We start from the raw sequence: 23,181 nt of genomic DNA, 5'->3' as shown, positions 1-23,181 counted from the left end.
TAGGTTCAGCGCTGCAAGTTTCCGGCAAGTTACAGAAGCTTCTTGCAGACTTCACCCCGGCTGCCCCACCCCAGCCACCCCCAGGAGACAACGTGGTCACCACCCCCACCCGCAGGCCCGCCCGCACCCGCAGGCCCGCCCGCACGGCCGGTGCGCTCGCCGCCTCGGCGGCGCTCGCCCTCTCGCTCGGCACCGCCCTCGGCGCCCCCGCCGCGCAGGCCGCCCCGCCCGCGAACAACGGCAAGGACGTCACCGCCACCCTCTTCGAGTGGCGCTTCGACTCGGTCGCCCAGGCCTGCACCACCACCCTCGGCCCGAAGGGCTACGGCTTCGTCGAGGTGTCGCCGCCCCAGGAGCACATCCAGGGCCCGCAGTGGTGGACCTCGTACCAGCCGGTCAGCTACAAGATCGCCGGACGGCTCGGCGACCGCACGTCCTTCAAGAACATGGTGGACAGCTGCCACGCGGCCGGGGTGAAGGTGATCGCCGACGCCGTCGTCAACCACATGACGGCCGGCAGCGGCACCGGCACCGGCGGCACCGCGTACACCAAGTACAACTACCCCGGCACGTACCAGGACCAGGACTTCCACACCTGCCGCCAGCCGATCAGCAACTACCAGGACCGCGGCAACGTCCAGAACTGCGAGCTGGTCAACCTCGCCGACCTGGACACCGGCAGCGACTACGTCCGGAGCACCATCGCCCACTACCTGGACGACCTCGGCTCGCTCGGCGTCGACGGCTACCGGATCGACGCCGCCAAGCACATCGCCGCCACCGACCTCGCCGCGATCAAGGCCAAGATGGCCAACCCCAAGGCCTACTGGGTGCAGGAGGTCATCTACGGCGCCGGCGAGCCCGTCCAGCCCACCGAGTACACCGGCAACGGCGACGTCGACGAGTTCCGGGTCGGCACCGACCTCAAGCGCGTCTTCACCGCCGACAAGCTCGCAAGCCTCAGCACCTGGGGTGCCTCCTGGGGCTACCTGCCGAGCGACCAGGCGCGCAGCTTCGTCGACAACTGGGACACCGAGCGCAACGGCTCCACCCTCAACTACACCTACGGCAGCACCTACACCCTGGCCAACGTCTTCCTGCTGGCCTCGACCTACGGCTCGCCCAACGTCTACTCGGGCTACGGCTTCACCGGCAACGACGACGGCCCGCCCAACGGCGGCACCGTCAACGCCTGCTACCAGGACGGCTGGAACTGCACCCATGCCTGGCGGCAGATCGCCAACATGGTCGGCTTCCGCAACGCCGTCGCCGGCACCGGGGTGACCAGCTGGTGGTCCAACGGCAACAACGCGATCGCCTTCGGCCGCGGCAACCGGGGCTACGTCGCGATCAACCACGAGAGCGGCGCGATCACCCAGGCCTTCCAGACCGGGCTGCCGGCCGGGACGTACTGCGACGTCCAGCACGGCGACCCGCAGCCCGGCGGGGGCTGCACCGGCCCGACCTACCAGGTGGGCTCCAACGGGCAGTTCACCGCAACGGTCGGCGCGGGCGACGCGGTGGCGCTGTACGTCCAGCCCGGCACGGCGGTGTCCGGCGCCTCCTTCAACGTCAACGCGACCACCTCGTACGGGCAGAACCTGTACGTGGTCGGTGACGCCGCGGCGCTCGGCGGCTGGGACCCGGCCAAGGCGCTGCCGCTGTCCTCGGCCGGGTACCCGGTCTGGTCGCTGGCGCTCTCGCTGCCGGCCGGCACCTCCTTCCAGTACAAGTACCTGCGCAAGGACGCGAGCGGGGCGGTGACCTGGGAGTCCGGGGCCAACAGGGCGGCGACCGTGCCGGGTTCGGGGAACGTCACCCTGAACGACACCTGGCGGCCGTAGCACCCTGCCCGCACCTGGGACCCCCGTCAGCCCACGGCTGACGGGGGTCCCCCGTGTGAGTGGCCGCGCCGTCCCGAACCTCCCGGGCGGGGGCGGCGCTGGCACCATCACGGGATGAGAGCCACCCCCCTCGTCCTGGACCTCGAACTGTGCGGCGGCCGTTGGGACGGCCACCGCAAGCGGGTCCACGCCACCGCCCCGCCGCCCGCCCTGCGGATGGTGCTGCGCGCCGAACTGCCCGTCGTGGAGGACGGCGAGTACTGGCCGACCACCAGCGTCTACCGGCTGGAGCGGCGGGGCTGCGGGTTGCGGTACCGCCACTCGCACGACGAGTGAGTGCCCCGCCGCCGGGCACCCCGCCGCCGGGCGCTCCGGCGGGCGGGCGAGCTGGAGGACGGGCGCTCCGGCGGGCGGGCCTCAGCCCCGCCCGATGTACGGCATCGCCGTCGCCATCACGGTGGCGAACTGCACGTTGGCCTCCAGCGGCAGCGCCGCCATGTGCCGCACGGTGCGGGCCACGTCCGCCACGTCCATGGTCGGCTCGGGCGCGATCCGGCCGTCCGCCTGCCGCACCCCGGCGCTCATCGCGGCCGTCATGTCGGTCGCCGCGTTGCCGATGTCGATCTGGCCGCAGGCGATCCGGTACGGGCGGCCGTCCAGCGAGAGCGACTTGGTCAGGCCGGTGACCGCGTGCTTGGTCGCGGTGTAGGCGATCGACTGCGGGCGCGGGACGTGCGCGGAGATCGAGCCGTTGTTGATGATCCGGCCGCCCTGCGGGGACTGCGCCCGCATCTGCCGGAAGGCGGCCCGGGCGCAGAGGAAGGCGCCGGTCAGGTTGAGGTCGACCACCGCCCGCCAGTCCTCGACCGCCAGCTCGTCCACCGGGACGGCCGGGCCGAAGGTCCCCGCGTTGTTGAACAGCAGGTCCACCCGGCCGTGGTGTCCGACGGCCGTCGCGAACAGCGCGTCCACCGCGGCCGGGTCGGTGACGTCGGTCGGCACCACGTCGGCGGGCAGCACGCCCCGGGGGAAGGCCGCGGCCGTCGCGTGCAGCTGCTCGGCCCGGCGCCCGGCCAGCACCAGCCGCCAGCCGGCTGCGGCCAGCTCCACCGCCACGGCCCGGCCGACGCCGCTCCCGGCTCCGGTGACGACGGCGATCTGCTCCAGCATGGCGCTCTCCTCGGTGGCTCGACGGCTCGACGGCTCGACGGTTCGGTACCGGTACGGTCACACTCTTCCCGGATCCGGTCGAAGAGCGTGCCGGAGCGATCGTTCCGGATGCGTGGGCCACCGTCACTGGGCAAAGCATCCAAAACCCGGACGGCCGGCCGGGCCGGCGCCCGTGCTCCCCGCCGGGCGACCCCCGCCGTCCGGCGGGCACGGTGAAGACCTTTACCTGATCGCGAACAAACATTGGATTTCCGGTGGCCACCTCGCAACCGGCCCGCCCCGGGCCACGTCATAAGATCGCAGGGAGGTGCCCTTCCGCGACGGACGGCGCACCACCGCTCCGGGGACCGCACAGCGCCCGCGCCCCCGGGCCTGTCCGGCCCCACCGGGGGGCCGCCGCCCGGTCAGACGGACCGGGCGCGACATCGGTCGGAGAGTCCTCACCGTGCTTAGGCAGTCGTCCCGTTCCCGTGCCGTCCTGACCGGCGCCGCCGTGCTCACCCTGGCCGCCTCGCTCGCGGCCTGCGGAGGGTCCGACGGCGGGAAGGGGAACGGTTCCTCGGCCGACGGCACCCCGGCGGCGACCACCGGCACGGGCGGCGCGAGCGCCACGGGCAGCGCCGTCCCCGGGACGCCCACCGCCGACCAGCCCACCCCGGGCAACGGGAAGGTGCTGATGCCGACCGGCCCGGCCGCCAGCCTCAACAAGGTCCGGGACACCGGCGCCGGCCCGATCATGATGACCAAGGTGACCGGCGCGAAGTCCGGCGTCACCGGCCAGGTCTGGGTCTGGCTGCCGCCCGAGTACAACGACCCCAAGTTCGCCAAGACCGGCTTCCCGGTGCTGACCCTCTACGCGGGCGGCCAGAGCAACGGCTACAACACCTGGACCGACAACCAGCTGCCGATCCAGGAGGCGGACGAGCAGCTGGCCAAGCAGGGCAAGGCCCACCCGTTCATCATGATCATGCCGGTGCAGAACTTCAACAGCGACGAGAAGAACGCGCTGGACTGCTCCGACATCCCGGGCCAGCCGAAGATGGGCACCTGGATGGCCGAGGACATCCCGGCCTGGGTCCGCGCCAACTTCCGCACCTTGAAGGGCCGCGACAGCTGGGGCGTGATGGGCGCCTCCACCGGCGGCTTCTGCAGCGCCAAGATGGCCCTCCAGTACCCGGACGTCTACAAGGCCGCCGTGCCGATCGACGGCTACTTCGTCCCGGACTCCGGGCTGTGGAAGGGCCACGACGCCGAGAAGGCGGCCAACAACCCCAACCTGCTCATCACCCAGGGCAAGGCCGACGTGAAGATGTACGTCACCGCCGGCGGGGCCAACGGCTACGAGAAGGACCTGGTCAAGAGCTGGGTGGCCAAGGCCGTCGCCCCGGTGACCATCCAGTACTACGAGCAGCCCGGCGGCAAGCACCTGACCTCGGACTTCAAGAAGATGATCCCGGACACCCTGCAGTGGCTCAGCGCCAACCTGGAGGGCCCGGCCTCGGAGTGATCCGGGCCCCGGGAGGGGGCGGCCGCAGCAGCCGCCCCCGCCCCCGCGCAGGCCCGTGACCTGCGCGTCAATCGGACATTGATTCGCTTCTGATCGACTGCGGGCACCTTGGATGGGGCGGTCCTCACCGGCCGCCTCCTCCGCCCTCACCAGCCGTGAAGAGAGTGCCATGCCGATCCACCTGCTGCCCCCGCCCGCCGTCTCCGTCCCCGCCCAGGCGGAGCCCGGAGTCGACCCCCGGGACGCGTACGGGCCGGCCACGGACGAGGAGCCGGTCACCGTCCGGTTCGCCGGCCTGCGGCTGGTGCACGCGGCCCTGCGCCGCGACCTCGCGCGGCTGCCCAACGCGCTGCGGCTGCTCCAGCCCGAGGAGGAGGACAAGGGCGAGGCCGTGCTGCGGCACTGGACCTTCATGACCGCCATGCTGACCTGCCACCACGAGCAGCAGGACACCCGGATCTGGCCGATCGTGCGGCGCTTCGCGCCCGAGCTGCGCCTGCTGCTGAACTGGCTGGAGGCCGACCACCACAACCTGGACCACTCCTTCACCCGGGTCACCACGCTGGTCCGGATCGCCAGCCGGGACACCGGCAGCGCCTGGCCGGTCGCCTACGCGATGGAGGACCTGGCCGCCCGGCTGGAGACCCACCTGCGGATCGAGGAGCGGCAGCTGCTGCCCCGGATGGAGCGGGTGGTGGCCGACAGCTCCCGGCTCGGCGGCCTCGCCGAACTGCTCGACCTGCTGCGCGGGGCGGACGGCCCGGGCACGGCGGACGCGCTGGCCTGGCTGCTGGACGGGGTCGACCCGGTGCTGGTCGAGCGGCTGCTGGCCGAGTGCGACGACGACGTGGCCCGCAACTGGCCGCACTGGCAGGCGACCTACCAGCGCTGCACCGCGCCGCTGTGGGGGGCGGCGGGCGAGGGCGTGGCCGGCGGCGGCCTGGGGAGCCTGGTCGACTGAGCGCCGGTCCTTTCGCGGGCCGTTGATCTACGCGCGTGGCACGTGCCGGAGACATATGCCCGGCGTGCGGTCGACTCGCGTCGGAGCCGTTACCGAGCTGCTGCCGAGCCGTAGCCGAGCTGCCGCCCGATCCTCGGCTGACGTCCTCAACTCCCTTGTCCCCCTAGGGGATTCGACCCATCCGTCTCGGGGTCGAGGTGGTCCCCGCCCCGGGATTGCGACCGGGGGAGGCGTACCGCCGGCGGTCGATGGCGCCCGACCCGGCACCCCCTACCGTCGGAGCCATGACCTCAGCCCGCAGCACACCCACCGCACCCCGTACCCGCGGCCGTGTCCCTACCCGCACCCGTGGCCGCCTGCTGCCCGCCGTCCGCCGCCCGGCCCTGCTCGCCGCGGCCGCCGTCCTGACCCTGGGCGCCGGACTGACCGCCTGCGAGGGCGGCGTCGCCCTCTGCCTCGACGACAACAGCTGCACCCTCTCCGTCCGGACCGACGGCGCCGACGCCTCCAAGACCGTCAAGGTCTTCGGCGGCGACCACCCGTTGGACATGACCGTCGGCCGCATCACCGACAAGAACGCCGAAGTGACGATCGGCGGCGACAAGAAGACCGTCGACAAGGACAGCGAGTCGACCGTGGGCGGGGTCAAGGTGACCCTGCGCAAGGCGGACAAGGGCGACCACTACGCCGAACTCCACGTCAACCGCTGACCGTTCCGCCGCAGCGCTCCCCGGCGCGCGGCCGCTCCTCCTGCCTCTACTCCGGCAGGCGGTTGAGCCACTCCAGCGGAGCGACCCGGATCGCCGTGTGCGGCGAGCCGTCCCACTCCACCGGAAGGCCGACCGTCTCCACCGCGGCCACCACGGCCCGGCCGATCTCCACCGTCCGCTGCTCCGCCGCCCCGCCTGACTCCTCCCCGCCCGACTCCGCTCCGTCCGACTCCTCCCCGGTGCGGAAGCCGCCGTAGCGCAGCATCAGCCCGCGCCCGGCCGCGGCCGCCTCGGTGTCCTGCTGGTGGAAGAAGACGAAGCCCCGCGAGTCCTCGTCCGCCTCGCCGCCGATCTCCGCGTAGCCGCAGGCGGCGCAGCAGGTGAAGTCCATCGCCGCGACGATGCCCTGGTCCTCCAGGAGGTCGAAGGCCCGCTCCAGCCGGTCCACGTCCGTGAACTCCGGCCAGTGGGCCTGCTCGGCGAGCCGTTCCTCCCACAGCGGAGCGACGATCCGCTCCGCCTCCTCCTGCGTCAGCCCCTGGTCGTCGAGGACCTCGACCAGGGACTCGGCTATCTCGTCCGGCTCCTGGAAGCCGCACCGGATCAACTCGCCTGCCCGTTCCTGGGCTTCGAGCAGCACGTCGGAGGTGAGCGCGGTGTCCCGGGTCATGCCCGCATCCTGGGTCATGTCCGCATCCTGGCACCCGGCACTGACAATTCCGGGCCGAGGCCACCACCCGTGCGCTACCGTCCGGCGGTGACCTCTCTGCTGCAACCCCCGCTGATCACCCGGCTGCTGGCCGCCGAGCGCATTCTGATCGCCGGCGCCGGCGGCGGTTTCGACGTCTACGCCGGACTCCCGATCGCCCTGGCCCTGCGGGCGGCCGGCAAGGACGTGCACCTGGCCAACCTCTCCTTCACCCACCTCTACGGGCTGCCCGGCGAGGTCTGGCACCAGCCCGACGTGGCCAGGATCGGGCCCGACACCCCCGCCCCCGAGGGCTACTTCCCGGAACGCACGCTGGCCCGCTGGCTGCGGCTGCACGGGATGCCCGACACCGTGTGGGCCTTCCCGACCGTCGGCGTCAGCCTGCTCCGCGAGGCCTACCGCACACTGGTCGCCCACCTGGACGTGGACGCGATCCTGCTGGTGGACGGCGGCACCGACATCCTGATGCGCGGCGACGAGACGGGACTCGGCACGCCCGAGGAGGACATGGCGAGCCTGGCCGCGGTGGCGGGTCTGTCGGAGGTGCCGGAACGGCTGGTCGCCTGCCTGGGCTTCGGCATCGACGCCCACCACGGCGTCAACCACGCCCTGGTGCTGGAGAACCTCGCCGCGATCGACCGGGCCGGCGGCTACCTCGGCGCCTTCTCCATCCCGCGCGGCAGCCGGGAGGGCGCGCTCTACCTGGACGCCGTCGAGCACGCCCGGGTCGCCTTCCCGGAGCACCCCAGCATCGTCAACGGCTCGGTGGCGGCCGCGCTGCGCGGCGAGTTCGGCGACGTGCAGTTCACCGAGCGGACCAAGGGCGGGCAGCTCTTCGTCAATCCGCTGATGACGCTCTACTTCGGCGTCACGGTCGAGGCGCTGGCCGCCGAGAACCGCTACCTGGACCGGCTGGAGCACACCGTGGTGACCCGCCAGATCTCCACCCTCATCGAGGAGTTCCGGGACGAGCTGCCCAGCCAGCGGCCGCCCCGGCAGTTCCCGCACTGACCCCGGGGGTCGGGGAGCGGGTACCGGGCAACGGGTGTCGGGGCGTGGGTGTGGGGGAGCGGGTGTGGGGGAGCGGCCTCCGGCGGCTCAGTGCGGTGCGAGCCGGAACTCCAGGTTCCCGAACCGCACCTGGTCGCCCGGCCGTACCGGGATCCCGCCCGCTATCCGCCGCCCGTTCACATGGGTGCCGTTGGTCGACCCGAGGTCGTACAGCACCCAACCGCCGTTCTCGTGCCGCAACTCGGCGTGGTTCCGGGAGACCGAGGCGTCGTGCAGCCGCAGCCCCGAGCCGGGGATCCGGCCGATCGTCAGCAGTCCTGCCCCGGCCTGCGGCAGGCTCAGCCCGGGCAGCCGCTCGGTGCGCCAGGCCCGGTTCAGCCGGGTGCCGAAGGCGGAGGCCCGGCCGACCGTCCGCAGGACGAAGCGCTCGACCGGCCCGCCGGTGGGCAGCCCGGCCACCGCGGCGTCCAACTCGTCGCGGCTGGTGGCCTGGAGGACGATGTCCATCCGGCCGAGGAAGGTGTCGTGCGACAGCCGGCCGCTGCCCGCGCCGTCCCTGAGCAGCCCGAGCGCCTGGTCCCGTTCGGCGTCGGATGGCCGGACGGCGCCGGTGGGGAGCTCAGGCTGCGTCATGGCCCGATTGTCGGTTCGACCGGCTTCGACTGTCCAGATCGCGCGCGGTTCCGGCGCATGGTTCGTACCTCACTGAGCGACAGACGCCCGCTCCACCTGCACGGTTCCCGCGGAGCTCGGGTGCCTCCGGCCCGTCCGCCGCCCGTCCGGTCGGGCCGTCAGCCCTTCCGGGCAGCGGCCAGGATCTTCTCCGTGGTGTGCAGGAACCGGGAGGTCACCGCGCCTCGGTACGACTTACCGAACATCTCCTTGGTGACCCACTTGCCGTCCTGGAGGTGGACCACCACGTACGCCGCGCCCGGATCGGTGCCCAGCACCTCGAAGTCGCCCTTCGGCGAGCGGTGCGGCCCGGCGAGCTCGGCCGGCAGCGGCTCGGAGAGGAAGGCGATCACCAGCCGGACGTCCGGGGTGACCTCGACGCCCCGGAACGGCTCGGCGGCGAGCAGCGCGGCCACCTCGTCGACCGTCCGCAGCAGCACCGGCACCGGGTAGCCGAGCGCCTGCTCCAGGTGCGCCTCGATCCGCGCGGTCAGCGCGGCCCGGTCGGGTTCGTCGGTCTGGAAGAAGACGTTGCCGGTCTGGATGTACGAGCGGACGTCCGCCAGCCCCAGCTCGGTGAAGAGCGCCCGCAGCCGCTCCATCTTCACCGTGCGGCCGCCGACGTTGATGGCGCGCAGGAACGCGATGTACCGGGTGGAGGCGTTCGACGTGGTCACCCTGCCAGTCTGGCACCGCCCACCGACAACGCGTCCACCGACAACGCCCGCCCACCGACAACGCCCGCCCGCCGCACCCCCTCGCGCGGAACCGTTCGTACCCGGCGGTTGTCGGTGCCGGGTGCCAGACTGGCGCCATGGCTACCTGGCAGGATTTCGAGCACGAGGCACCCGAACTCGCGGCCCTGGTACGGGCCCGGTTCGACGCCAACAAGCACCACGTCCTGGCGACGCTGCGCAAGGACGGCTCACCCCGGGTGAGCGGGTCGGAGGTCGACTTCGTCGGGGCCGACGCCTGGCTCGGGTCGATGTACGGCGCGGTCAAGGCCCGCGACCTCCAGCGGGACGCGCGGTTCGCGCTGCACGCCCACCCGGGCGACGAGACCATGGCCGGCGGGGACTCCAAGCTCTCCGGCCGCGCGGTGGAGGTCACCGACGAGAACGAGCTCGCCGCCTTCGCGGCCGACCTGCCGGAGCCGCCGCCCACCCCGTTCCACCTCTTCCGGCTGGATCTCCAGCAGGTGGTGCACACCAGCCTGGACGGCGACGCCCTGTGGGTCCTCAACTGGCACCCGGGCCGGCCGGTGGAGCGGACCCAGCTCCACTGACCGATCGGCCCGGAACGCCTACGGCAGGTCGGAACGCCTACGGCAGAACGGACTTGAGCGCCTCGGGAGTCCGGGCCACGACGGCGTGCCCGTCGTCCGCGGTGATGATCGGGCGCTGGATCAGCACGGGGTGCTCGGCCATCGCCGCGATCCAGCGCGCCCGCTCGCCCGCCTCCCGGGGCCACCCCTTCATCCCCAGCTCCTTGGCGATCGGCTCGTCGGTGCGGGTGATGTCCCACGGCTCCAGGCCCAGGCGCTCCAGCACCTGCTCCAGCTCGGCCGCGGTCGGCGGGTCCTCCAGGTAGCGCCGCACGGTGTACTTCGCCCCGACGGCGTTCAGCTCGTTGAGCGCCGACCGGCACTTGCCACACCGCGGATTGATCCAGATCTCCATGCCGACCAGCCTATCCGCGCTGCCGCCCGGCCCCGGACCCGTCGCCGCCGGGTCCGGGGCCCGGTCCGTCTCCGGTCCGTCCCCGGGTCGTCTCCCGGTCCGTCGCCGCCGGGTTCGTCTGCGGTGGGAACTCCGCCGTGCCCGCCCGCTGTTCACGAACCAGGAACCAGCACGTCGGAGGGGAGCACCAGATGGACGGCGCCGCGATCATCGAGCAGCTGATGACCACGGAGGTCAGGACCGATCCGTACCCGCTCTACGCCAGGGCGCACGAGCTCGGCCCGGTGGCCTCGGCCGGGGACGGCATGTTCGTGGTGAGCGGCTACGCGGCGGTCAACAAGGTGCTCCGCACGCCCGCCTTCGGCGTCGCGACCGCCGACATGACGGCCGGCCTCGCCCCGGAGTTCGCCGAGCACTCCTCGCTCGCCCTGTTCGGCCGCTCGATCCTCCAGCGCAACGCCCCCGACCAGCCCCGGGTCCGCTCGCTGATCGCCTCGGTGTTCACCGCCCGCCGGGTCGCCGCCCTGCGTCCCGCGGTGGAGGCGGCGATCGGCCGGCTGCTGGACGGGATGGCCGAGCAGGGGGCGGACGGCTCCCCGGTGGACTTCATGGACGCCTTCGCCTTCCGGCTGCCGGTCGGGGTGATCTGCGAGCTGCTCGGCGTGCCCGAGCAGGACCGCTACCGCTTCCGCGACCTCGCCTCCGACCTGACCGTCGCCCTGGAGGTCACCCAGGACTTCGACGAGCTGGGCGCCGCCGACCGGGCCGCCGACGAGCTGTCCGACTACTTCACCGCGCTGATCGCCGAACGGCTGGCCCGCCCGCAGGACGACCTGGTCAGCGACCTGGCCCGGATCGCCGTCGAGGACGGCGGGCGGCTGTCCGGCACCGAACTGCTGGCCAACCTGGTGCTGCTGCTGGTGGCCGGCTTCGAGACCACCACCAACCTGCTCGGCAACGGCCTCGCCCTGCTGTTCCGCCATCCCGAGGTGGCCGCCGGACTGCGCAGCGGCGCGGTCACCCCGGCCGGGTTCACCGACGAGGTGCTGCGCTTCGACTCCCCGGTCCAGGCCACCGCACGGGTCGCCCTGGGGGAGGGCCTGTCGGTCGAGGGCCTGCCCGTCCCGGCCGGCAGCGGGCTGACCCTGCTGATCGGCGCGGCCAACCACGACCCGGCCCGGTACGAGCGGCCGGCGGTGTTCGACCCGTCGCGCACGGACAGCCAGCCGCTCAGCTTCGGCGGCGGCACCCACTTCTGCCTGGGCTCCCAGCTGGCCCGGCTGGAGGGCGAGCTCGCGGTGCCCGCCCTGCTGGACCGCTTCCCCGGGCTCGCCCAGGGCGGCGTCCCGACCCGGCGTGACCGCCTGGTGCTGCGCGGTTACGAGACGCTGCCGGTGACCCTCCGCTGACCGCGCCCCTACCCTCCACTCCCGGTCCTCTCCCGGTCCGGCCGGTCCACTCCCGGTCCGGCCGCCGGAACCAGGGACGTTCGGCCATTCGTGACGGGGGCGTCCGTGGGGGAGCATGGAGGGACCAATCCGGTCATTCCTGGCGAATCGCCCAGGTCCGGTCAGTCAGGAGGCCCCCGCCGTGTCCGCCCCCCGCCCGCCGCAGCTCGCGGTCGCGCAGTCCCGGGTGCCGCGCTGGGTGCCCTGGCTGCCGGTGGTCCTGCTGCTCCTGGACCTGGCCACCGAGGCCGTCGTCCCGGACGCGGTGGCGGCCGGCTTCCTGCTCACCGCCCTGCCCGTGGTGGCCGCGTTCAGCTACGGCCCGGTGCTGACCGCCACCACCACGGGCGGTGCGCTGGCCCTCCAGCTGCTGCTGGCCCTGCGCGCGGGCCACGTCAACGAGCAGCACCACGTCTGGGTGTACATCGCCACCGCGCTGTCCGGGGTGATGGGCACCGCCCTGTCCTGGCAGCGCACCCGGCAGAACCGCACCCTGCTGCAGGCCCGCACCGTCGCCGAGACGCTGCAGCGCACGGTGCTGCGGCCGGTGCCGGAGCGGGCCGGCGGCCTGCGGGTCGCCGGACTGTACCGCCCGGCGCAGGCCGAGGTGCTGGTCGGCGGGGACCTCTACGAGGTGTGCGACACCCGCTTCGGCGTCCGGGTGCTGCTCGGGGACGTCCGCGGCAAGGGCCTCGGCGCGGTCCGCACCGTCGCCGACGTGCTCGGCGCCTTCCGGGCGGCCGCCCACGACACCCCGGGCCTGGTCGAGCTCGCCGACCAGCTGGACCGCGCGGTGCTGCGCGACGCGGCCGACCGCGGCGACGACGAGCTGTTCGTCACCGCCGTCCTGCTCCAGTACCGCCCGGGCACCGACTGCGTGGACTTCGTCAACCGCGGCCACACCACCCCACTGCTGCTGGGCCGGGGCGCCATCACCCCGGTGGCCTGTACCGACGAACTCCCGCTCGGCCTGGGCCACCTCCGCCCCGAGGACGAACCCGCCAAGCCGACGACCGTCGCCCTCCCCCCGGGGCACACCGTCCTGCTCTACACCGACGGCGTCAGCGAGGCCCGCGACTCCACCGGCGCCTTCTACCCCCTCGCCCCGCGCCTGGCCACCCTGGGCAGCACGGCACCGGACCGGGTGGTCTCCTTCCTGGCCCAGGACGTCCACCAGTACGCCGGCCTCCTCGCCGACGACCTCGCCATCCTCGCCCTCACCCCCGACTAGCCCCGCACCACCCGGCGCGACGGTCCTGCCGCACGAAGCGAGTCCCTGTAGGTCAGCAATCAGCTGACCTACAGGGACTCGCTCACGCCGAGGCCGGGACCCTTACAGGTCGTAGTAGAGCTCGAACTCGTGCGGGTGGGGCCGGAGGGCGATCGGGGCGATCTCGTTGGTGCGCTTGAAGTCGATCCAGGTCTCGATCAGGTCCGGGGTGAAGACGTTGCCGGCCAGGAGGTACTCGTGGTCGGCCTCGAGGGCCTCCAGGACGGCGGGGAGGGAGGAGGGCACCTGGGGGACGTTGGCGTGCTCCTCGGGGGCGAGCTCGTAGAGGTCCTTGTCGACGGGCTCCAGCGGCTCGATCTTGTTGCGGATGCCGTCGAGGCCGGCCATCAGCATGGCGGAGAAGGCCAGGTACGGGTTGGAGGACGGGTCCGGGGCGCGGAACTCGATGCGCTTGGCCTTGGCGTTGGAGCCGGTGATCGGGATGCGGATCGCGGCCGAGCGGTTGCGCTGGGAGTAGACCAGGTTGACGGGCGCCTCGAAGCCGGGGACCAGGCGGTGGTAGGAGTTCACCGACGGGTTGGTGAAGGCCAGCAGCGAGGGGGCGTGCCGGAGCAGGCCGCCGATGTAGTAGCGGGCGGTGTCGGAAAGCCCGGCGTAGCCCTGCTCGTCGTAGAAGAGCGGGGAGCCCTCGGTCCACAGCGACTGGTGGACGTGCATGCCCGAGCCGTTGTCGCCGAAGATCGGCTTCGGCATGAAGGTGGCCGTCTTGCCGTTCCGCCAGGCGACGTTCTTGATGATGTACTTGAACAGCATCAGGTCGTCGGCCGCGTGCAGCAGGGTGTTGAACTTGTAGTTGATCTCCGCCTGGCCGGCGGTGCCGACCTCGTGGTGCTGGCGCTCGACCTCCAGGCCGGACTTGGCCAGCTCCAGGGACATCTCGGCGCGCAGGTCGGCGAAGTGGTCGACCGGCGGGGTGGGGAAGTAGCCGCCCTTGTACTTGACCTTGTAGCCGCGCACGTCGCCCTCGGCGGCGCCGCTGTTCCAGGCGCCGGCCTCCGAGTCGATGTGGTAGAAGGACGCGTTGGCGCTGGTGTCGAAGCGCACCGAGTCGAAGACGTAGAACTCGGCCTCGGGCCCGAAGAACGCGGTGTCGGCGATGCCGGAGGAGGCGAGGTAGGCCTCGGCCTTCTTGGCGACGTTGCGCGGGTCGCGGCTGTAGGCCTCGCCGGTGACCGGGTCCTGGATGAAGAAGTTGATGTTGAGGTGCTTCTCGACCCGGAAGGGGTCGAGGCGTGCGGTGGCGAGGTCCGGGACCAGGGCCATGTCGGACTCGTGGATGGCCTGGAAGCCGCGGATCGACGAACCGTCGAACATCAGGGTCTCGGACGGATCGAAGGTCGCCGCGGGTACGGAGAAGTGCTGCATGACGCCCGGCAGATCACAGAAGCGGACATCGACGAACTTCACGTCGTTGTCCTGGATGAACTGCTTCACTTCGGCGGCGTTGTTGAACATCCATCCTCCTCGGCTCGCGAATTGGGCTCACCCTAGGAATGGGTCGTTTCCAGTCGGTGACCCGCTCGTTTCCTAGATGTTAACCGCGACCGCCGAATGGGCGGCAAAGGCCTACGGGACGGGGCAAATCGCCCCGCCGACCTGGGGGTCCTCCGAGAAATGGTCTGGACCACAGGTAAGCCCGGTGAGCGGGATTCACCCGGTCGTGGAGCCACCCGGTTCCCGCCCGGTCCGAGGTCGGCCACGAGGTCGGTCCCAGGGCCGGTTCGGGGCCGGTTCGGGGCCGGGACCGCGCCCCGCCGGGAGGGGAGCCGGTGCCGGTCCGCGGCGTGAGCCCGGTTAGTGTGGATTCGTGGACACCAGAGAAGCGTTGGGATCGTGGATCGACGGCCCCAAGGCGGCCGCCGAGAAGATGGGCGCCGACTTCGGCTACCGCGGCGAGCGCCTCGGACTGCCCAAGGAGGGCCCCGGCTCGATCGCCGGCCCCGGCCGACGGATCGGCGCCGTGTTCGTGGACGGCTGGCTGGTCTCGCTGGTCTCCTTCGGCCTGCTCGCCAAGGGCGACACCGCCGAGGCCAACCTGTGGACCCTCCCGCTCTTCTTCCTGGTCGCGGTCCTGCTGCTCTCCACCACCGGCACCACCCTCGGCAAGCGGCTGTTCGGCCTCCGGGTGATCCGCCTGGACGGGCGCCGCGCCACCATCCCGCAGGTCCTGCTGCGCACCGTGCTGCTGTGCCTGGTGGTGCCGCCGCTGGTCTGGGACCGCGACACCCGGGGTCTGCACGACAAGGCCGTCGGCACCGTCGAGGTCCGGATCTAGCGGGGGTTCGGCGCCGGCGGAGCCCTGGAGCCCCGGAGCCCCAGGAAGAGAAGCCGGAAACGTCGAACGGCCCCGTCCCGGAGGTTCCGGGACGGGGCCGTTCCGCGTTGTCAGCGGAGGGGGAGGTCAGCGGGCCTGGCCGCCCTTGGGCATCCGGGCACCCTTGGGCATCGGGCCCTTGGGGATCGGCGCCTTGGAGAGCAGGTCGCCCAGCGCGCGCAGACGGTCGTTGGTCTCGGTGACCTGGGCGGCGGTGATCGCGCGGGGCAGTCGCATCAGGTGGATCTGCAGCTTCTTGAGCGGGATCTCGCCCTCGCCGGTGCCCACCACGATGTCGTGCACGGGGATGTCACCGACCACGCGGGCCATCTTCTTCTTCTCGGAGGCCAGCAGCTGGCGCACCCGGTTGGGGTTGCCCTCGCCGATCAGCGCGATGCCGGCCCGGCCGACGGCGCGGTAGACCGCGTCCTGGCTGCGGGTGACCGCGACCGGGGTGGAGTTGGAGCTCCAGCCGCGCCGGATGTTGTTCAGCACCGCAGCTACGGCGCCCGGCTGCCCCTCCATCTGCCCGAACGCGGCGCGTTCGGCCCGGCGCCCGAAGACGATCGCCATGGCCAGGACGGCCACGATGAAGCCCAGGATGCCCAGATAGATGGGGTGGTCGATCGCGAAGCCGATGGCGAGGAACACGCCGAAGGTCAGCAGGCCGACGCCGGCGATGATCAGGCCGATCTTGGTGTCGACCTTCTTGGTCATGGTGTACGCCAGACGGATCTGCTTCAGCCGTCCGGGGTTCTCGGATGTTTCCCTCGCCATAACGCTCATGGTACGTGGCACGGGTACGGGATATCCAAGCCCGGGTACCCGTTCGCCCGAACCGTGACCCGTCCGCCCATACGCCGTCGCGCACAGCGACGGCCGGACTCACCGTCCCGCGGAGCGCGCCCCCGTCGCGCCGGCCACACCAGCCGTCACTCCGGCCACCCCGCTCGTCGTGCCGCCCACCCCGCCCGCCGGGCCGTCGTGCCGTCGGTCCGCCGCGTGCCGACGGTCCTCGCACACCGCCGCCCAGGCGTTGCGCCGCGCGTGCCGCTGGCCGGGGGCCAGCAGGACGCTCTCGGCGAACCGCAGCGCCGCCCCCACCGACCGGATCCGCATCCGCATGCCGAACAGCTCCTCTCGTGGCTGAGAAGAATCGAACGCCCACCAGGCGTCCATCGTCCCCACCCCGTGTTACCAGCCCGTGACCAGGCAGTCAAAGCGCGGTGAAACCCGGAAGGGCGGAGCCGAGGCCCCGCCCTTCCGATGGCGCAAACAAATCAAACAGATCAAACAGATCAAACAGCTCGAGCAGCTCGAACGGCCCGGGGCCGACGGCGAGGTCAGACAGCGAGGTCGGACGGCGAGGTCAGACCGCGGCCTGCTCGCGCTTCTCCAGCGCCTGCCGGTACAGCCGCCCGGCCCGGTACGAGGAGCGCACCAGCGGGCCCGACATGACGCCGGCGAAGCCCAGCTCCTCGGCCTCCTCCTGGAGCTCGACGAACTCGTGGGGCTTGACCCAGCGCTCCACCGGGTGGTGCCGCAGCGAGGGCCGCAGGTACTGGGTGATGGTGATCAGCTCGCAGCCGGCCCCGACCAGGTCGGCCAGCGCCTGGCTGACCTCCTCGCGGGTCTCGCCCATGCCCAGGATCAGGTTGGACTTGGTGACCAGTCCGGCGGCGCGGGCCTGGGTGATGACGTCCAGGGAGCGCTCGTAGCGGAAGGCCGGGCGGATCCGCTTGAAGATGCGCGGCACGGTCTCGACGTTGTGGGCGAGTACCTCGGGGCGGGAGGAGAAGACCTCGGCCAGCTGCTCGGGCACCGCGTTGAAGTCGGGGATGAGCAGCTCGACGCCGGTGCGGCCGGTCGCGCGCTCGGCGGTCATCGCGTGCACCTGGCGGACGGTCTCGGCGTACAGCCAGGCGCCGCCGTCCTCCAGGTCGTCGCGGGCGACGCCGGTGATGGTGGCGTAGTTGAGGTCCATGGTGACGATGGACTCGGCGACCCGGCGCGGCTCGTCGCGGTCGAAGTCGGCGGGCTTGCCGGTGTCGATCTGGCAGAAGTCGCAGCGGCGGGTGCACTGGTCACCGCCGATGAGGAAGGTCGCCTCGCGGTCCTCCCAGCACTCGAAGATGTTGGGACAGCCGGCCTCCTGGCAGACCGTGTGCAGTCCCTCCTTCTTCACCAGCGACTGGAGGGCGTTGTACTCCGGCCCCATCTTCGCGCGGGTCTTGATCCACTCGGGCTTCCGCTCGATGGGGGTCTCGCTGTTGCGGACCTCCAGGCGGAGCAGCTTCCTGCCGTCGGGCGCGACAGCGGACACGTGCGACTCCTAGAACTAGACGGGGTACCCCCAGGGTACGCCTGTGGTTGTACGGCCTTCGCCGGGCCTGCCGCCCTGCAATCGCAGGGCAACACGGCTACCGGCCAGTAGATTCCCAGTGGCTGGGGGAAGCCCAGCGTGCTCCCGGAAGACTTCAGCTGCTGAGCGAGCGACTGAGCGCCGGCTCCGGCAGCTCGGCGAAGACGTCCTGGAGGTGCCGTTCGACCGACGGCAGCGCCTCGCTCACCGGGAATTCCCGGCCCAGCTCGCCGGCCAGCGAGGCGACGCCCGCGTCCCGGATGCCGCACGGCACGATCTTGTCGAAGTACGTCATCTCCGGATCGCAGTTGAGCGCGAAGCCGTGCATGGTCACCCCGCGGGCGACCCGCACGCCGATCGCGGCGAGCTTGCGGTCGCCGCCGCGCTGCCCGGCGTTGGACGGCGCGTACTCGGGCCCGGCCAGCCGCGGGTCGATGCCCAGCGGCAGGCCCATCCGCAGGGTCAGCTTGCCGATGTCGACCACCTCGGCCGGGTCCACCACGGCGTCCGGGATGTTCTCGCCGAGCACCCAGACCCCGCTGCGGCCCTCGACCCGGGTGGTCCCGATGCCGAAGTCGGCGGCGGCGCGGATCAGCGCCTCCTCCAGCCGGCGGACGTAGGCGATCACGTCGATCGGGTCGGGCAGCTTGACGATCGGGTAGCCGACCAGCTGGCCGGGGCCGTGCCAGGTGATCTCGCCGCCCCGGTTGACCTCGACCACCGGGGTGCCGTCCAGCGGCAGGTCGGCGGGGTTGGTGCGCTTGCCCATGGTGTAGACGGGCGGGTGCTCCAGCAGCAGCACGGTGTCGGGGATCTCGTCCGCGACCCGCAGCGCGTGCAGCCGCTGCTGTTCCTCCCACGCCTCCTCGTACGGGACGACGTGCTCGCCTATGCCCATTCGAACGAAACGTACGTTCTCGCTCACCGCTGCCGCTCCTTGCCAGGCGTTCGAGACCAACCTCGCCACTGTACGCCCACGCCCGCGTCACCCGTTCGGCCGCGCCCCCGCCCGCCCCCACCTGCCCCCACCTGCCCCGGCACCCCTCGTCAGCCGCCACCACCCCCGGCCAGCAGTTGCAGGCGCAGCGCCAGCTGCAGCTCCAGCGACCGCTCTGGCTGGTTCCAGCCCCCGCCGAGCAGTGCCTCGACCCGGTCCAGCCGCTGGACCACCGTGTTCACGTGGACGTGCAGCTCGTCCTTGGCCCTGGTCAGGCTGCCGCCGCAGTCGAAGTAGGCGCGCAGGGTGCGGACCAGCTCGGTGCCGCGCCTGGCGTCGTAGGCGAGCAGCGGGCCGAGTGCGCCGCCGACGAAGCCGTCCACGTCGTGGCCGTCGCCGAGCAGTACCCCGAGGAAGCCGAGCGCGCCGGCCGAGGCGCCCTCCCCGGCGCGGCCGAGCACCCGCAGGGCCCGTACGCAGCGCAGGCCCTCGTCGTACGAGGCGGCCAGGGCGGCCGGGCCGGCGGCGGGGCGGCCGGCGCCGACGGTGACGGCGAAGCCCGCCAGCCGGGCCAGCCGTTCGGCGGCCCGCCGGGCGGTCTGCTCCGGGTCCTCGGCGCAGCCCGGGGCGACGGGCACCAGCAGTGCGACCGCCTCGCCGTGCTCGGCGCTGACGCCGCGGGAGCCGAACAGGTACCGCCGGGCCGCGCCGGCCAGTCGCCCCCGGTCGTCGCCGTCGCGGTCGGCGGGTTCGGCGGCCAGCGCCAGGTGCGGCCGGGCGAGGTCGACCCCGAGCCGGCGGCCGCGGGCGGTGAGCCCGGCCGGGTCGCGGTCGGGGGCGGTGAGCAGGTCGGTGAGCAGTTCGCCGCGGACCCGGTTCTCGGTCTCCGCGACCGAGCGGCGCAGCAGCAGGACCAGCGCGGTCACCACGCCGGCCCGTTCGAACAGTCGCCGGTCGGGGTCGTCCAGGTCGGGCCGACCGCGCAGCACCAGGGTGCCGAGCAGGTCGTGCCCGGCCAGCACCGCGCACACCCAGAGCCCGTCGTGCCGTACGGACCGGCCCTCGGCCCGGGAGGCGGCCACCGCGGCGGCGAGTTCGGCCGCGGCGGCGGGCGGTCCGGCGGGCGGTCCGGCGAGCGGTTCGCCCTCGGCGTCCAGGACGGTCGTCTCCCCGTCCAGCAGGTGGGCGACGGCGGCGGCCACGTCCGACACCTCGGCGCCGCGCAGCACCAGGTCGGTCAGCCGGTCGTGGGCCTGCTCGGCGCGCTGGACGGCGGCGGAGTGGGCCCGGACCAGCTCGTTGGCGGTGTTGAGTTCGGCCAGCGCGGCCCGGGTGTCGGCCAGCGCCGCGGCGGTGTCCAGGGCGATCGCGGCGTGCGCGGCCAGGGTGCAGAGCAGCGCGACCTCGTCGGGGGAGAAGGCGCGCGGCGAGCGGTCGGCGGCGAACAGGACGCCGATGACGTCGCCGCCGAGCAGCAGCGGTACGCCGATGATGGCCACCAGGCCCTCGTCCAGCACGCCCGCGTCGATCGTGCCGGTGTGGTGGAAGCGCTCGTCGGCGCGGTAGTCGGGGGTGGCGTAGGGGCGGGCGGTCTGGGCGACCAGCCCGCCGAGGCCGTCGCCGAGGCTGAGTCGCAGGGTCTGGAACAGGACGGAGACCGAGCCGTCGGTGACCCGCATGTAGGTGTCGCCGGCGGCCTCGTCCGGCAGGGTCAGGTAGGCGGTGTCGGTGCCGAGCAGCATCCGGGCGCGGCGGACGATGGCCTGCAGCACGGTGTCCAGGTCCCGGGACGCGGCGAGGTCTCCGGCGGTGTCGAAGAGTGCCGTCAACTCGGCTTCCCGACGCCGGTGTTGACGCAGGGTGCGGTGCACCCGCAGGGCCTGCCAGGTGGCGTCGTCGATCTCGGCGAGGACGCCGGCCGGCGCCCCGCGGCGGCGGGCGTCGGCCAGCACCTCGGCGAAGTCCTCGGTGGCGGAGCCGGAGGCGAGCAGGTCGAGCAGCCGTCGCAGCGCGGGCGCGGCGCTCTCGTCGGGGCGGTTCATCCGGTCATCCGGGGTGGTTCATGGTGCGGGCCGCCAATCGGCGTCGGTTCCGTCGGTGCCGAGGAATCGCGATGCTATCGGCTCGCCGTCCAGGCCGGTCCGTCCCTGCCACCGGGTTCAGGCCACCGCGCCCGGGCCACCGGGTTCAGGCCACCGCGCCCGGGCGAGCATCGGCGCTCAGGCCGCCGCGCCCGGACCACCGCGCCCGGGCCACCGCGCCCGGGCCACCGCGTTCAGGCCACGGCGGGCTTCCCGACCGCCGCACCGTCCGGCGACGCCTCCTCCGCGACCTCCGCCAGGTCCTGCCCCCTGGTCTCCCGCCCGCACAGCACCGCCAGGACGGTGACCGCCGCCGCGATCGCCACGTACACCGAGACGGGGGTGGCGCTGCCGTAGTCCTTGAGCAGCGCGGTCGCGATCAGCGGCGCCGGTGCGCCGGCCGCCACCGAGGCGAACTGGGCGCCGATGGAGGCCCCCGAGTAGCGCAGCCGGGTCGCGAACAGCTCGGAGAAGAACGCCGCCTGCGGGGCGTACATGGCGCTGTGGAACACCAGGCCGACCGTCACCGCGAGGACCAGCTGCCCGAACGAGTGGGTGTCCACCAGCCCGAAGAACACGAACGCCCAGGCCCCGACGCCGACCGCGCCCACCAGGTACACCGGCTTGCGCCCGACCCGGTCGGACAGCGCCCCGAACAGCGGGATCAGCGCGAACTGGATCGCGGAGCCGATCAGTACGGCGTTCAGCGCGCTCTGCTTGTCGAAGTGGGCGTGGGTGACGGCGTACGTCAGCACAAAGGTGGTCATCACGTAGTACGAGATGTTCTCCGCCATCCGCGCGCCCATGGCCACCAGCACCTCCCGCCAGTGGTTGCGCAACACCCCTACCAGCGGCGCCTGTTCGGCCTCCGGGCGGTTCGCGACCGCCTCCCGGAACAGCGGCGACTCCTCCACCGCCAGCCGGATCCACAGCCCCACGCCGACCAGCACCGCCGACAGCAGGAACGGCACCCGCCACCCCCACGCCAGGAACGCGCTCTCCGGCTGCACCGCCGTCATCAGCGACAGCACGCCCGCCGCCAGCAGGTTCCCGGCGGGCGCCCCGCCCTGCGGCCACGACGCCCAGAACCCCCGCCGCCGCCGGTCCCCGTGCTCCGACACCAGCAGCACCGCCCCGCCCCACTCGCCGCCGAGCGCGAAGCCCTGCACCAGCCGCAGTGCGGTCAGCAGCACCGGCGCCGCCGCCCCGATCGAGTCGTAGGTCGGCAGCAGCCCGATCGCGGTGGTCGATCCGCCCATCAGCAGCAGGCTCACCACCAGCAGTCTCTTCCGGCCCACCCGGTCGCCGAAGTGACCGAACACCAGCGCTCCGACCGGCCGTGCCGCGAACCCGATCGCGTACGTCAGGAACGACAGCAGGGTCCCGGTCAGCGGGTCGGTGTTGGGGAAGAACAGCTTCCCGAACACCAGCGCCGCGGCCGTTCCGTACAAGAAGTAGTCGTACCACTCGATCGTCGTGCCGATCAGACTCGCGGCCACCACTCGCGGGAGTGAACTGGTAGCCGCCGTGCCACGTGCGGGGGCGTTCATGGTCACCACTTCCAGGTCCAGGGGGACGGGGACGATGTCGCCACAAGGTAGGGAGCCCGCGCCCGGCGGCCCATGTGGTCGACCCACACAGCCCGTCGGCCCGCTGTGGCCCTCCACCCCATGACCGTTGTCGGTACCGGCACCGGCTCAGTGCGCCGTCCAGCCGCCGTCGATCGGCAGGCTGGCGCCGGTGACGTAGGCGGCGGCGGGGAGGCAGAGCCAGAGGGCGAGTTGGGCGACCTCCTCGGGTTCGATGAGCCGCTTGACGGCGGTCCGGTCGAGCATGATCCGCTCGACCACCTCCTCCTCGGGGATGCCGTGGGCCAGTGCCTGGGCGGCGATCTGCTTCTCCACCAGGGGAGTTCGGACGTACCCGGGGTTGAGGCAGTTGCTGGTGACCCCGTACGGGGCGCCCTCCAGGGCGACGGTCTTGCTGAGGCCCTCCAGGCCGTGCTTGGCCGTGACGTACGCGGACTTGAAGGCGCTGGCGCGCAGGCCGTGGACGGAGGAGACGTTGACGATCCGGCCCCACCCCCGCTCGTACATGTGCGGGAGGGTGCGGCGCAGGATCCGGAACGGGGCCTCGACCATGACGCGTTGGATGAGGGTGAAGCGTTCGACCGGGAACTCGTGGACGGGTGCGACGTGTTGCAGGCCGGCGTTGTTGACCACGACGTCGGCATCGGCGGGCAGGGCGTCCACGGCCGCGGGATCGGCGAGGTCGGCGACGATCGCGCGCCCGCCGATCCGGTCCGCGAGCTCCCGGGCCGGGTCGGCCGCGAGGTCGACGACGTAGACCCGGGCGCCGGCCCCGGCGAGGGCTTCGGCGCAGGCCCGGCCGATGCCCGAGGCGGCTCCGGTGACCAGGGCCGTGCGGCCGTCGAGCGGGCGGGCAGTAGAGGTGTCCATGGCCGAGAACGGTAGGAATCCGGGGA

The 23,181-nt window shown here is 72.6% G+C and carries 23 protein-coding genes; 10 read left to right on the top strand and 13 right to left on the bottom strand.

The window, feature by feature from the left end; translation table 11 throughout:
* Positions 1–92 precede the first annotated feature (92 nt).
* Positions 93–1,844 (top strand): carbohydrate-binding module family 20 domain-containing protein, encoded by a 1,752-nt coding sequence (locus ACFV8H_RS24840; RefSeq protein WP_380403728.1) that lies wholly within the window; start codon positions 93–95, stop codon positions 1,842–1,844.
* A 114-nt stretch (positions 1,845–1,958) separates the two neighbouring features.
* Positions 1,959–2,180, top strand: coding sequence for a hypothetical protein (locus tag ACFV8H_RS24835; protein ID WP_375892623.1), 222 nt, complete (start codon positions 1,959–1,961; stop codon positions 2,178–2,180).
* A gap of 81 nt (positions 2,181–2,261) precedes the next feature.
* On the opposite strand, the gene ACFV8H_RS24830 is transcribed toward ACFV8H_RS24835, so the two are convergent.
* Positions 2,262–3,014 carry an SDR family oxidoreductase gene (locus ACFV8H_RS24830; RefSeq protein WP_380403726.1) on the bottom strand — a complete coding sequence of 251 codons (753 nt, stop codon included), beginning with the start codon at positions 3,012–3,014 and terminating at the stop codon, positions 2,262–2,264.
* A 445-nt stretch (positions 3,015–3,459) separates the two neighbouring features.
* Here ACFV8H_RS24830 and ACFV8H_RS24825 point away from each other — a divergent pair, with 445 nt between their 5' ends.
* The 3 genes from ACFV8H_RS24825 (at position 3,460) to ACFV8H_RS24815 (ending at position 6,192) form a co-directional block, all read left to right on the top strand.
* A complete protein-coding gene (locus ACFV8H_RS24825; RefSeq protein WP_375892620.1) occupies positions 3,460–4,521 on the top strand; it encodes an alpha/beta hydrolase in 1,062 nt (353 codons plus the stop codon).
* A 169-nt stretch (positions 4,522–4,690) separates the two neighbouring features.
* Positions 4,691–5,482, top strand: a complete 792-nt coding sequence (locus ACFV8H_RS24820) for a hemerythrin domain-containing protein (protein ID WP_380403723.1) — start codon at positions 4,691–4,693, stop codon at positions 5,480–5,482.
* A 284-nt stretch (positions 5,483–5,766) separates the two neighbouring features.
* Positions 5,767–6,192: a hypothetical protein gene (locus ACFV8H_RS24815; protein ID WP_380403720.1), complete on the top strand. Its 426-nt coding sequence runs from the start codon at positions 5,767–5,769 to the stop codon at positions 6,190–6,192.
* Between the two features lie 46 nt (positions 6,193–6,238).
* Here ACFV8H_RS24815 and ACFV8H_RS24810 read toward each other — a convergent pair whose 3' ends face one another.
* Positions 6,239–6,880 (bottom strand): DUF6891 domain-containing protein, encoded by a 642-nt coding sequence (locus ACFV8H_RS24810; protein WP_380403718.1) that lies wholly within the window; start codon positions 6,878–6,880, stop codon positions 6,239–6,241.
* 69 nt (positions 6,881–6,949) lie between these two features.
* Here ACFV8H_RS24810 and ACFV8H_RS24805 point away from each other — a divergent pair, with 69 nt between their 5' ends.
* Complete coding sequence (locus ACFV8H_RS24805; RefSeq protein WP_380403715.1) at positions 6,950–7,912, top strand: DUF1152 domain-containing protein; 963 nt, start codon at positions 6,950–6,952, stop codon at positions 7,910–7,912.
* Positions 7,913–7,999: 87 nt separating this feature from the next.
* On the opposite strand, the gene ACFV8H_RS24800 is transcribed toward ACFV8H_RS24805, so the two are convergent.
* Together ACFV8H_RS24800 and ACFV8H_RS24795 are read right to left on the bottom strand one after the other, a co-directional pair.
* Positions 8,000–8,545 (bottom strand): FHA domain-containing protein, encoded by a 546-nt coding sequence (locus ACFV8H_RS24800; protein WP_380403712.1) that lies wholly within the window; start codon positions 8,543–8,545, stop codon positions 8,000–8,002.
* A gap of 158 nt (positions 8,546–8,703) precedes the next feature.
* Positions 8,704–9,261 carry a DUF1697 domain-containing protein gene (locus tag ACFV8H_RS24795; RefSeq protein WP_380403709.1) on the bottom strand — a complete coding sequence of 186 codons (558 nt, stop codon included), beginning with the start codon at positions 9,259–9,261 and terminating at the stop codon, positions 8,704–8,706.
* 137 nt (positions 9,262–9,398) lie between these two features.
* Between ACFV8H_RS24795 and ACFV8H_RS24790 the strand changes: the two genes are divergently transcribed.
* Positions 9,399–9,869: a pyridoxamine 5'-phosphate oxidase family protein gene (locus ACFV8H_RS24790; RefSeq protein WP_375892610.1), complete on the top strand. Its 471-nt coding sequence runs from the start codon at positions 9,399–9,401 to the stop codon at positions 9,867–9,869.
* A gap of 37 nt (positions 9,870–9,906) precedes the next feature.
* On the opposite strand, the gene ACFV8H_RS24785 is transcribed toward ACFV8H_RS24790, so the two are convergent.
* Positions 9,907–10,263 (bottom strand): arsenate reductase family protein, encoded by a 357-nt coding sequence (locus ACFV8H_RS24785; RefSeq protein ID WP_380403706.1) that lies wholly within the window; start codon positions 10,261–10,263, stop codon positions 9,907–9,909.
* A 191-nt stretch (positions 10,264–10,454) separates the two neighbouring features.
* Here ACFV8H_RS24785 and ACFV8H_RS24780 point away from each other — a divergent pair, with 191 nt between their 5' ends.
* Together ACFV8H_RS24780 and ACFV8H_RS24775 are read left to right on the top strand one after the other, a co-directional pair.
* A complete protein-coding gene (locus ACFV8H_RS24780) occupies positions 10,455–11,672 on the top strand; it encodes a cytochrome P450 (RefSeq protein ID WP_380403703.1) in 1,218 nt (405 codons plus the stop codon).
* A 181-nt stretch (positions 11,673–11,853) separates the two neighbouring features.
* Positions 11,854–12,942, top strand: coding sequence for a PP2C family protein-serine/threonine phosphatase (locus ACFV8H_RS24775; RefSeq protein ID WP_380403700.1), 1,089 nt, complete (start codon positions 11,854–11,856; stop codon positions 12,940–12,942).
* Positions 12,943–13,044: 102 nt separating this feature from the next.
* On the opposite strand, the gene glnA is transcribed toward ACFV8H_RS24775, so the two are convergent.
* The gene (gene glnA, locus ACFV8H_RS24770; RefSeq protein WP_375892603.1) at positions 13,045–14,457 is read right to left on the bottom strand and encodes a type I glutamate--ammonia ligase; all 1,413 of its coding nucleotides are present in this window, start codon (positions 14,455–14,457) and stop codon (positions 13,045–13,047) included.
* 352 nt (positions 14,458–14,809) lie between these two features.
* Here glnA and ACFV8H_RS24765 point away from each other — a divergent pair, with 352 nt between their 5' ends.
* Positions 14,810–15,277: an RDD family protein gene (locus ACFV8H_RS24765; protein WP_375892601.1), complete on the top strand. Its 468-nt coding sequence runs from the start codon at positions 14,810–14,812 to the stop codon at positions 15,275–15,277.
* A gap of 126 nt (positions 15,278–15,403) precedes the next feature.
* Here the strand turns inward: ACFV8H_RS24765 and ACFV8H_RS24760 are convergent, their stop codons facing one another.
* The 7 genes from ACFV8H_RS24760 to ACFV8H_RS24730 form a co-directional block, all read right to left on the bottom strand.
* Positions 15,404–16,093 (bottom strand): DUF4191 domain-containing protein, encoded by a 690-nt coding sequence (locus ACFV8H_RS24760; RefSeq protein ID WP_380403697.1) that lies wholly within the window; start codon positions 16,091–16,093, stop codon positions 15,404–15,406.
* A gap of 108 nt (positions 16,094–16,201) precedes the next feature.
* Positions 16,202–16,495: a hypothetical protein gene (locus ACFV8H_RS24755; protein WP_380403695.1), complete on the bottom strand. Its 294-nt coding sequence runs from the start codon at positions 16,493–16,495 to the stop codon at positions 16,202–16,204.
* 190 nt (positions 16,496–16,685) lie between these two features.
* Positions 16,686–17,639, bottom strand: a complete 954-nt coding sequence (gene lipA / locus ACFV8H_RS24750) for a lipoyl synthase (protein WP_380403693.1) — start codon at positions 17,637–17,639, stop codon at positions 16,686–16,688.
* A gap of 154 nt (positions 17,640–17,793) precedes the next feature.
* Complete coding sequence (gene lipB / locus ACFV8H_RS24745) at positions 17,794–18,576, bottom strand: lipoyl(octanoyl) transferase LipB (RefSeq protein WP_380403755.1); 783 nt, start codon at positions 18,574–18,576, stop codon at positions 17,794–17,796.
* Positions 18,577–18,725: 149 nt separating this feature from the next.
* Entirely contained in the window at positions 18,726–20,657 is a 1,932-nt protein-coding gene (locus ACFV8H_RS24740; RefSeq protein WP_380403690.1) for a helix-turn-helix domain-containing protein, read from the bottom strand.
* Positions 20,658–20,890: 233 nt separating this feature from the next.
* Positions 20,891–22,246 (bottom strand): MFS transporter, encoded by a 1,356-nt coding sequence (locus ACFV8H_RS24735; RefSeq protein ID WP_380403687.1) that lies wholly within the window; start codon positions 22,244–22,246, stop codon positions 20,891–20,893.
* Between the two features lie 147 nt (positions 22,247–22,393).
* The gene (locus tag ACFV8H_RS24730; RefSeq protein WP_380403684.1) at positions 22,394–23,155 is read right to left on the bottom strand and encodes a 3-hydroxybutyrate dehydrogenase; all 762 of its coding nucleotides are present in this window, start codon (positions 23,153–23,155) and stop codon (positions 22,394–22,396) included.
* Between the last annotated feature and the right edge of the window lie 26 nt (positions 23,156–23,181).

This window comes from Kitasatospora sp. NPDC059827 (assembly GCF_042731675.1).
Taxonomy (GTDB): Bacteria; Actinomycetota; Actinomycetes; order Streptomycetales; family Streptomycetaceae; genus Kitasatospora.
This window is presented reverse-complemented; position numbering and strand designations above follow the sequence as displayed.

What these genes read in the sequence shown, in the direction of transcription:
- ACFV8H_RS24730 (WP_380403684.1), bottom strand. Translation starts at nt 23,155, where the DNA reads ATGGACACCTCTACTGCCCGCCCGCTCGACGGCCGCACGGCCCTGGTC.
- ACFV8H_RS24755 (WP_380403695.1), bottom strand. Translation starts at nt 16,495, where the DNA reads ATGGACGCCTGGTGGGCGTTCGATTCTTCTCAGCCACGAGAGGAGCTG.
- ACFV8H_RS24810 (WP_380403718.1), bottom strand. Translation starts at nt 6,880, where the DNA reads ATGACCCAGGATGCGGGCATGACCCGGGACACCGCGCTCACCTCCGAC.
- ACFV8H_RS24740 (WP_380403690.1), bottom strand. Translation starts at nt 20,657, where the DNA reads ATGAACCGCCCCGACGAGAGCGCCGCGCCCGCGCTGCGACGGCTGCTC.
- ACFV8H_RS24835 (WP_375892623.1), top strand. Translation starts at nt 1,959, where the DNA reads ATGAGAGCCACCCCCCTCGTCCTGGACCTCGAACTGTGCGGCGGCCGT.
- glnA (WP_375892603.1), bottom strand. Translation starts at nt 14,457, where the DNA reads ATGTTCAACAACGCCGCCGAAGTGAAGCAGTTCATCCAGGACAACGAC.
- lipB (WP_380403755.1), bottom strand. Translation starts at nt 18,576, where the DNA reads ATGGGCATAGGCGAGCACGTCGTCCCGTACGAGGAGGCGTGGGAGGAA.
- ACFV8H_RS24780 (WP_380403703.1), top strand. Translation starts at nt 10,455, where the DNA reads ATGGACGGCGCCGCGATCATCGAGCAGCTGATGACCACGGAGGTCAGG.
- ACFV8H_RS24785 (WP_380403706.1), bottom strand. Translation starts at nt 10,263, where the DNA reads ATGGAGATCTGGATCAATCCGCGGTGTGGCAAGTGCCGGTCGGCGCTC.
- ACFV8H_RS24830 (WP_380403726.1), bottom strand. Translation starts at nt 3,014, where the DNA reads ATGCTGGAGCAGATCGCCGTCGTCACCGGAGCCGGGAGCGGCGTCGGC.
- ACFV8H_RS24800 (WP_380403712.1), bottom strand. Translation starts at nt 8,545, where the DNA reads ATGACGCAGCCTGAGCTCCCCACCGGCGCCGTCCGGCCATCCGACGCC.
- ACFV8H_RS24820 (WP_380403723.1), top strand. Translation starts at nt 4,691, where the DNA reads ATGCCGATCCACCTGCTGCCCCCGCCCGCCGTCTCCGTCCCCGCCCAG.
- ACFV8H_RS24790 (WP_375892610.1), top strand. Translation starts at nt 9,399, where the DNA reads ATGGCTACCTGGCAGGATTTCGAGCACGAGGCACCCGAACTCGCGGCC.
- ACFV8H_RS24815 (WP_380403720.1), top strand. Translation starts at nt 5,767, where the DNA reads ATGACCTCAGCCCGCAGCACACCCACCGCACCCCGTACCCGCGGCCGT.
- ACFV8H_RS24760 (WP_380403697.1), bottom strand. Translation starts at nt 16,093, where the DNA reads ATGGCGAGGGAAACATCCGAGAACCCCGGACGGCTGAAGCAGATCCGT.
- ACFV8H_RS24735 (WP_380403687.1), bottom strand. Translation starts at nt 22,246, where the DNA reads ATGAACGCCCCCGCACGTGGCACGGCGGCTACCAGTTCACTCCCGCGA.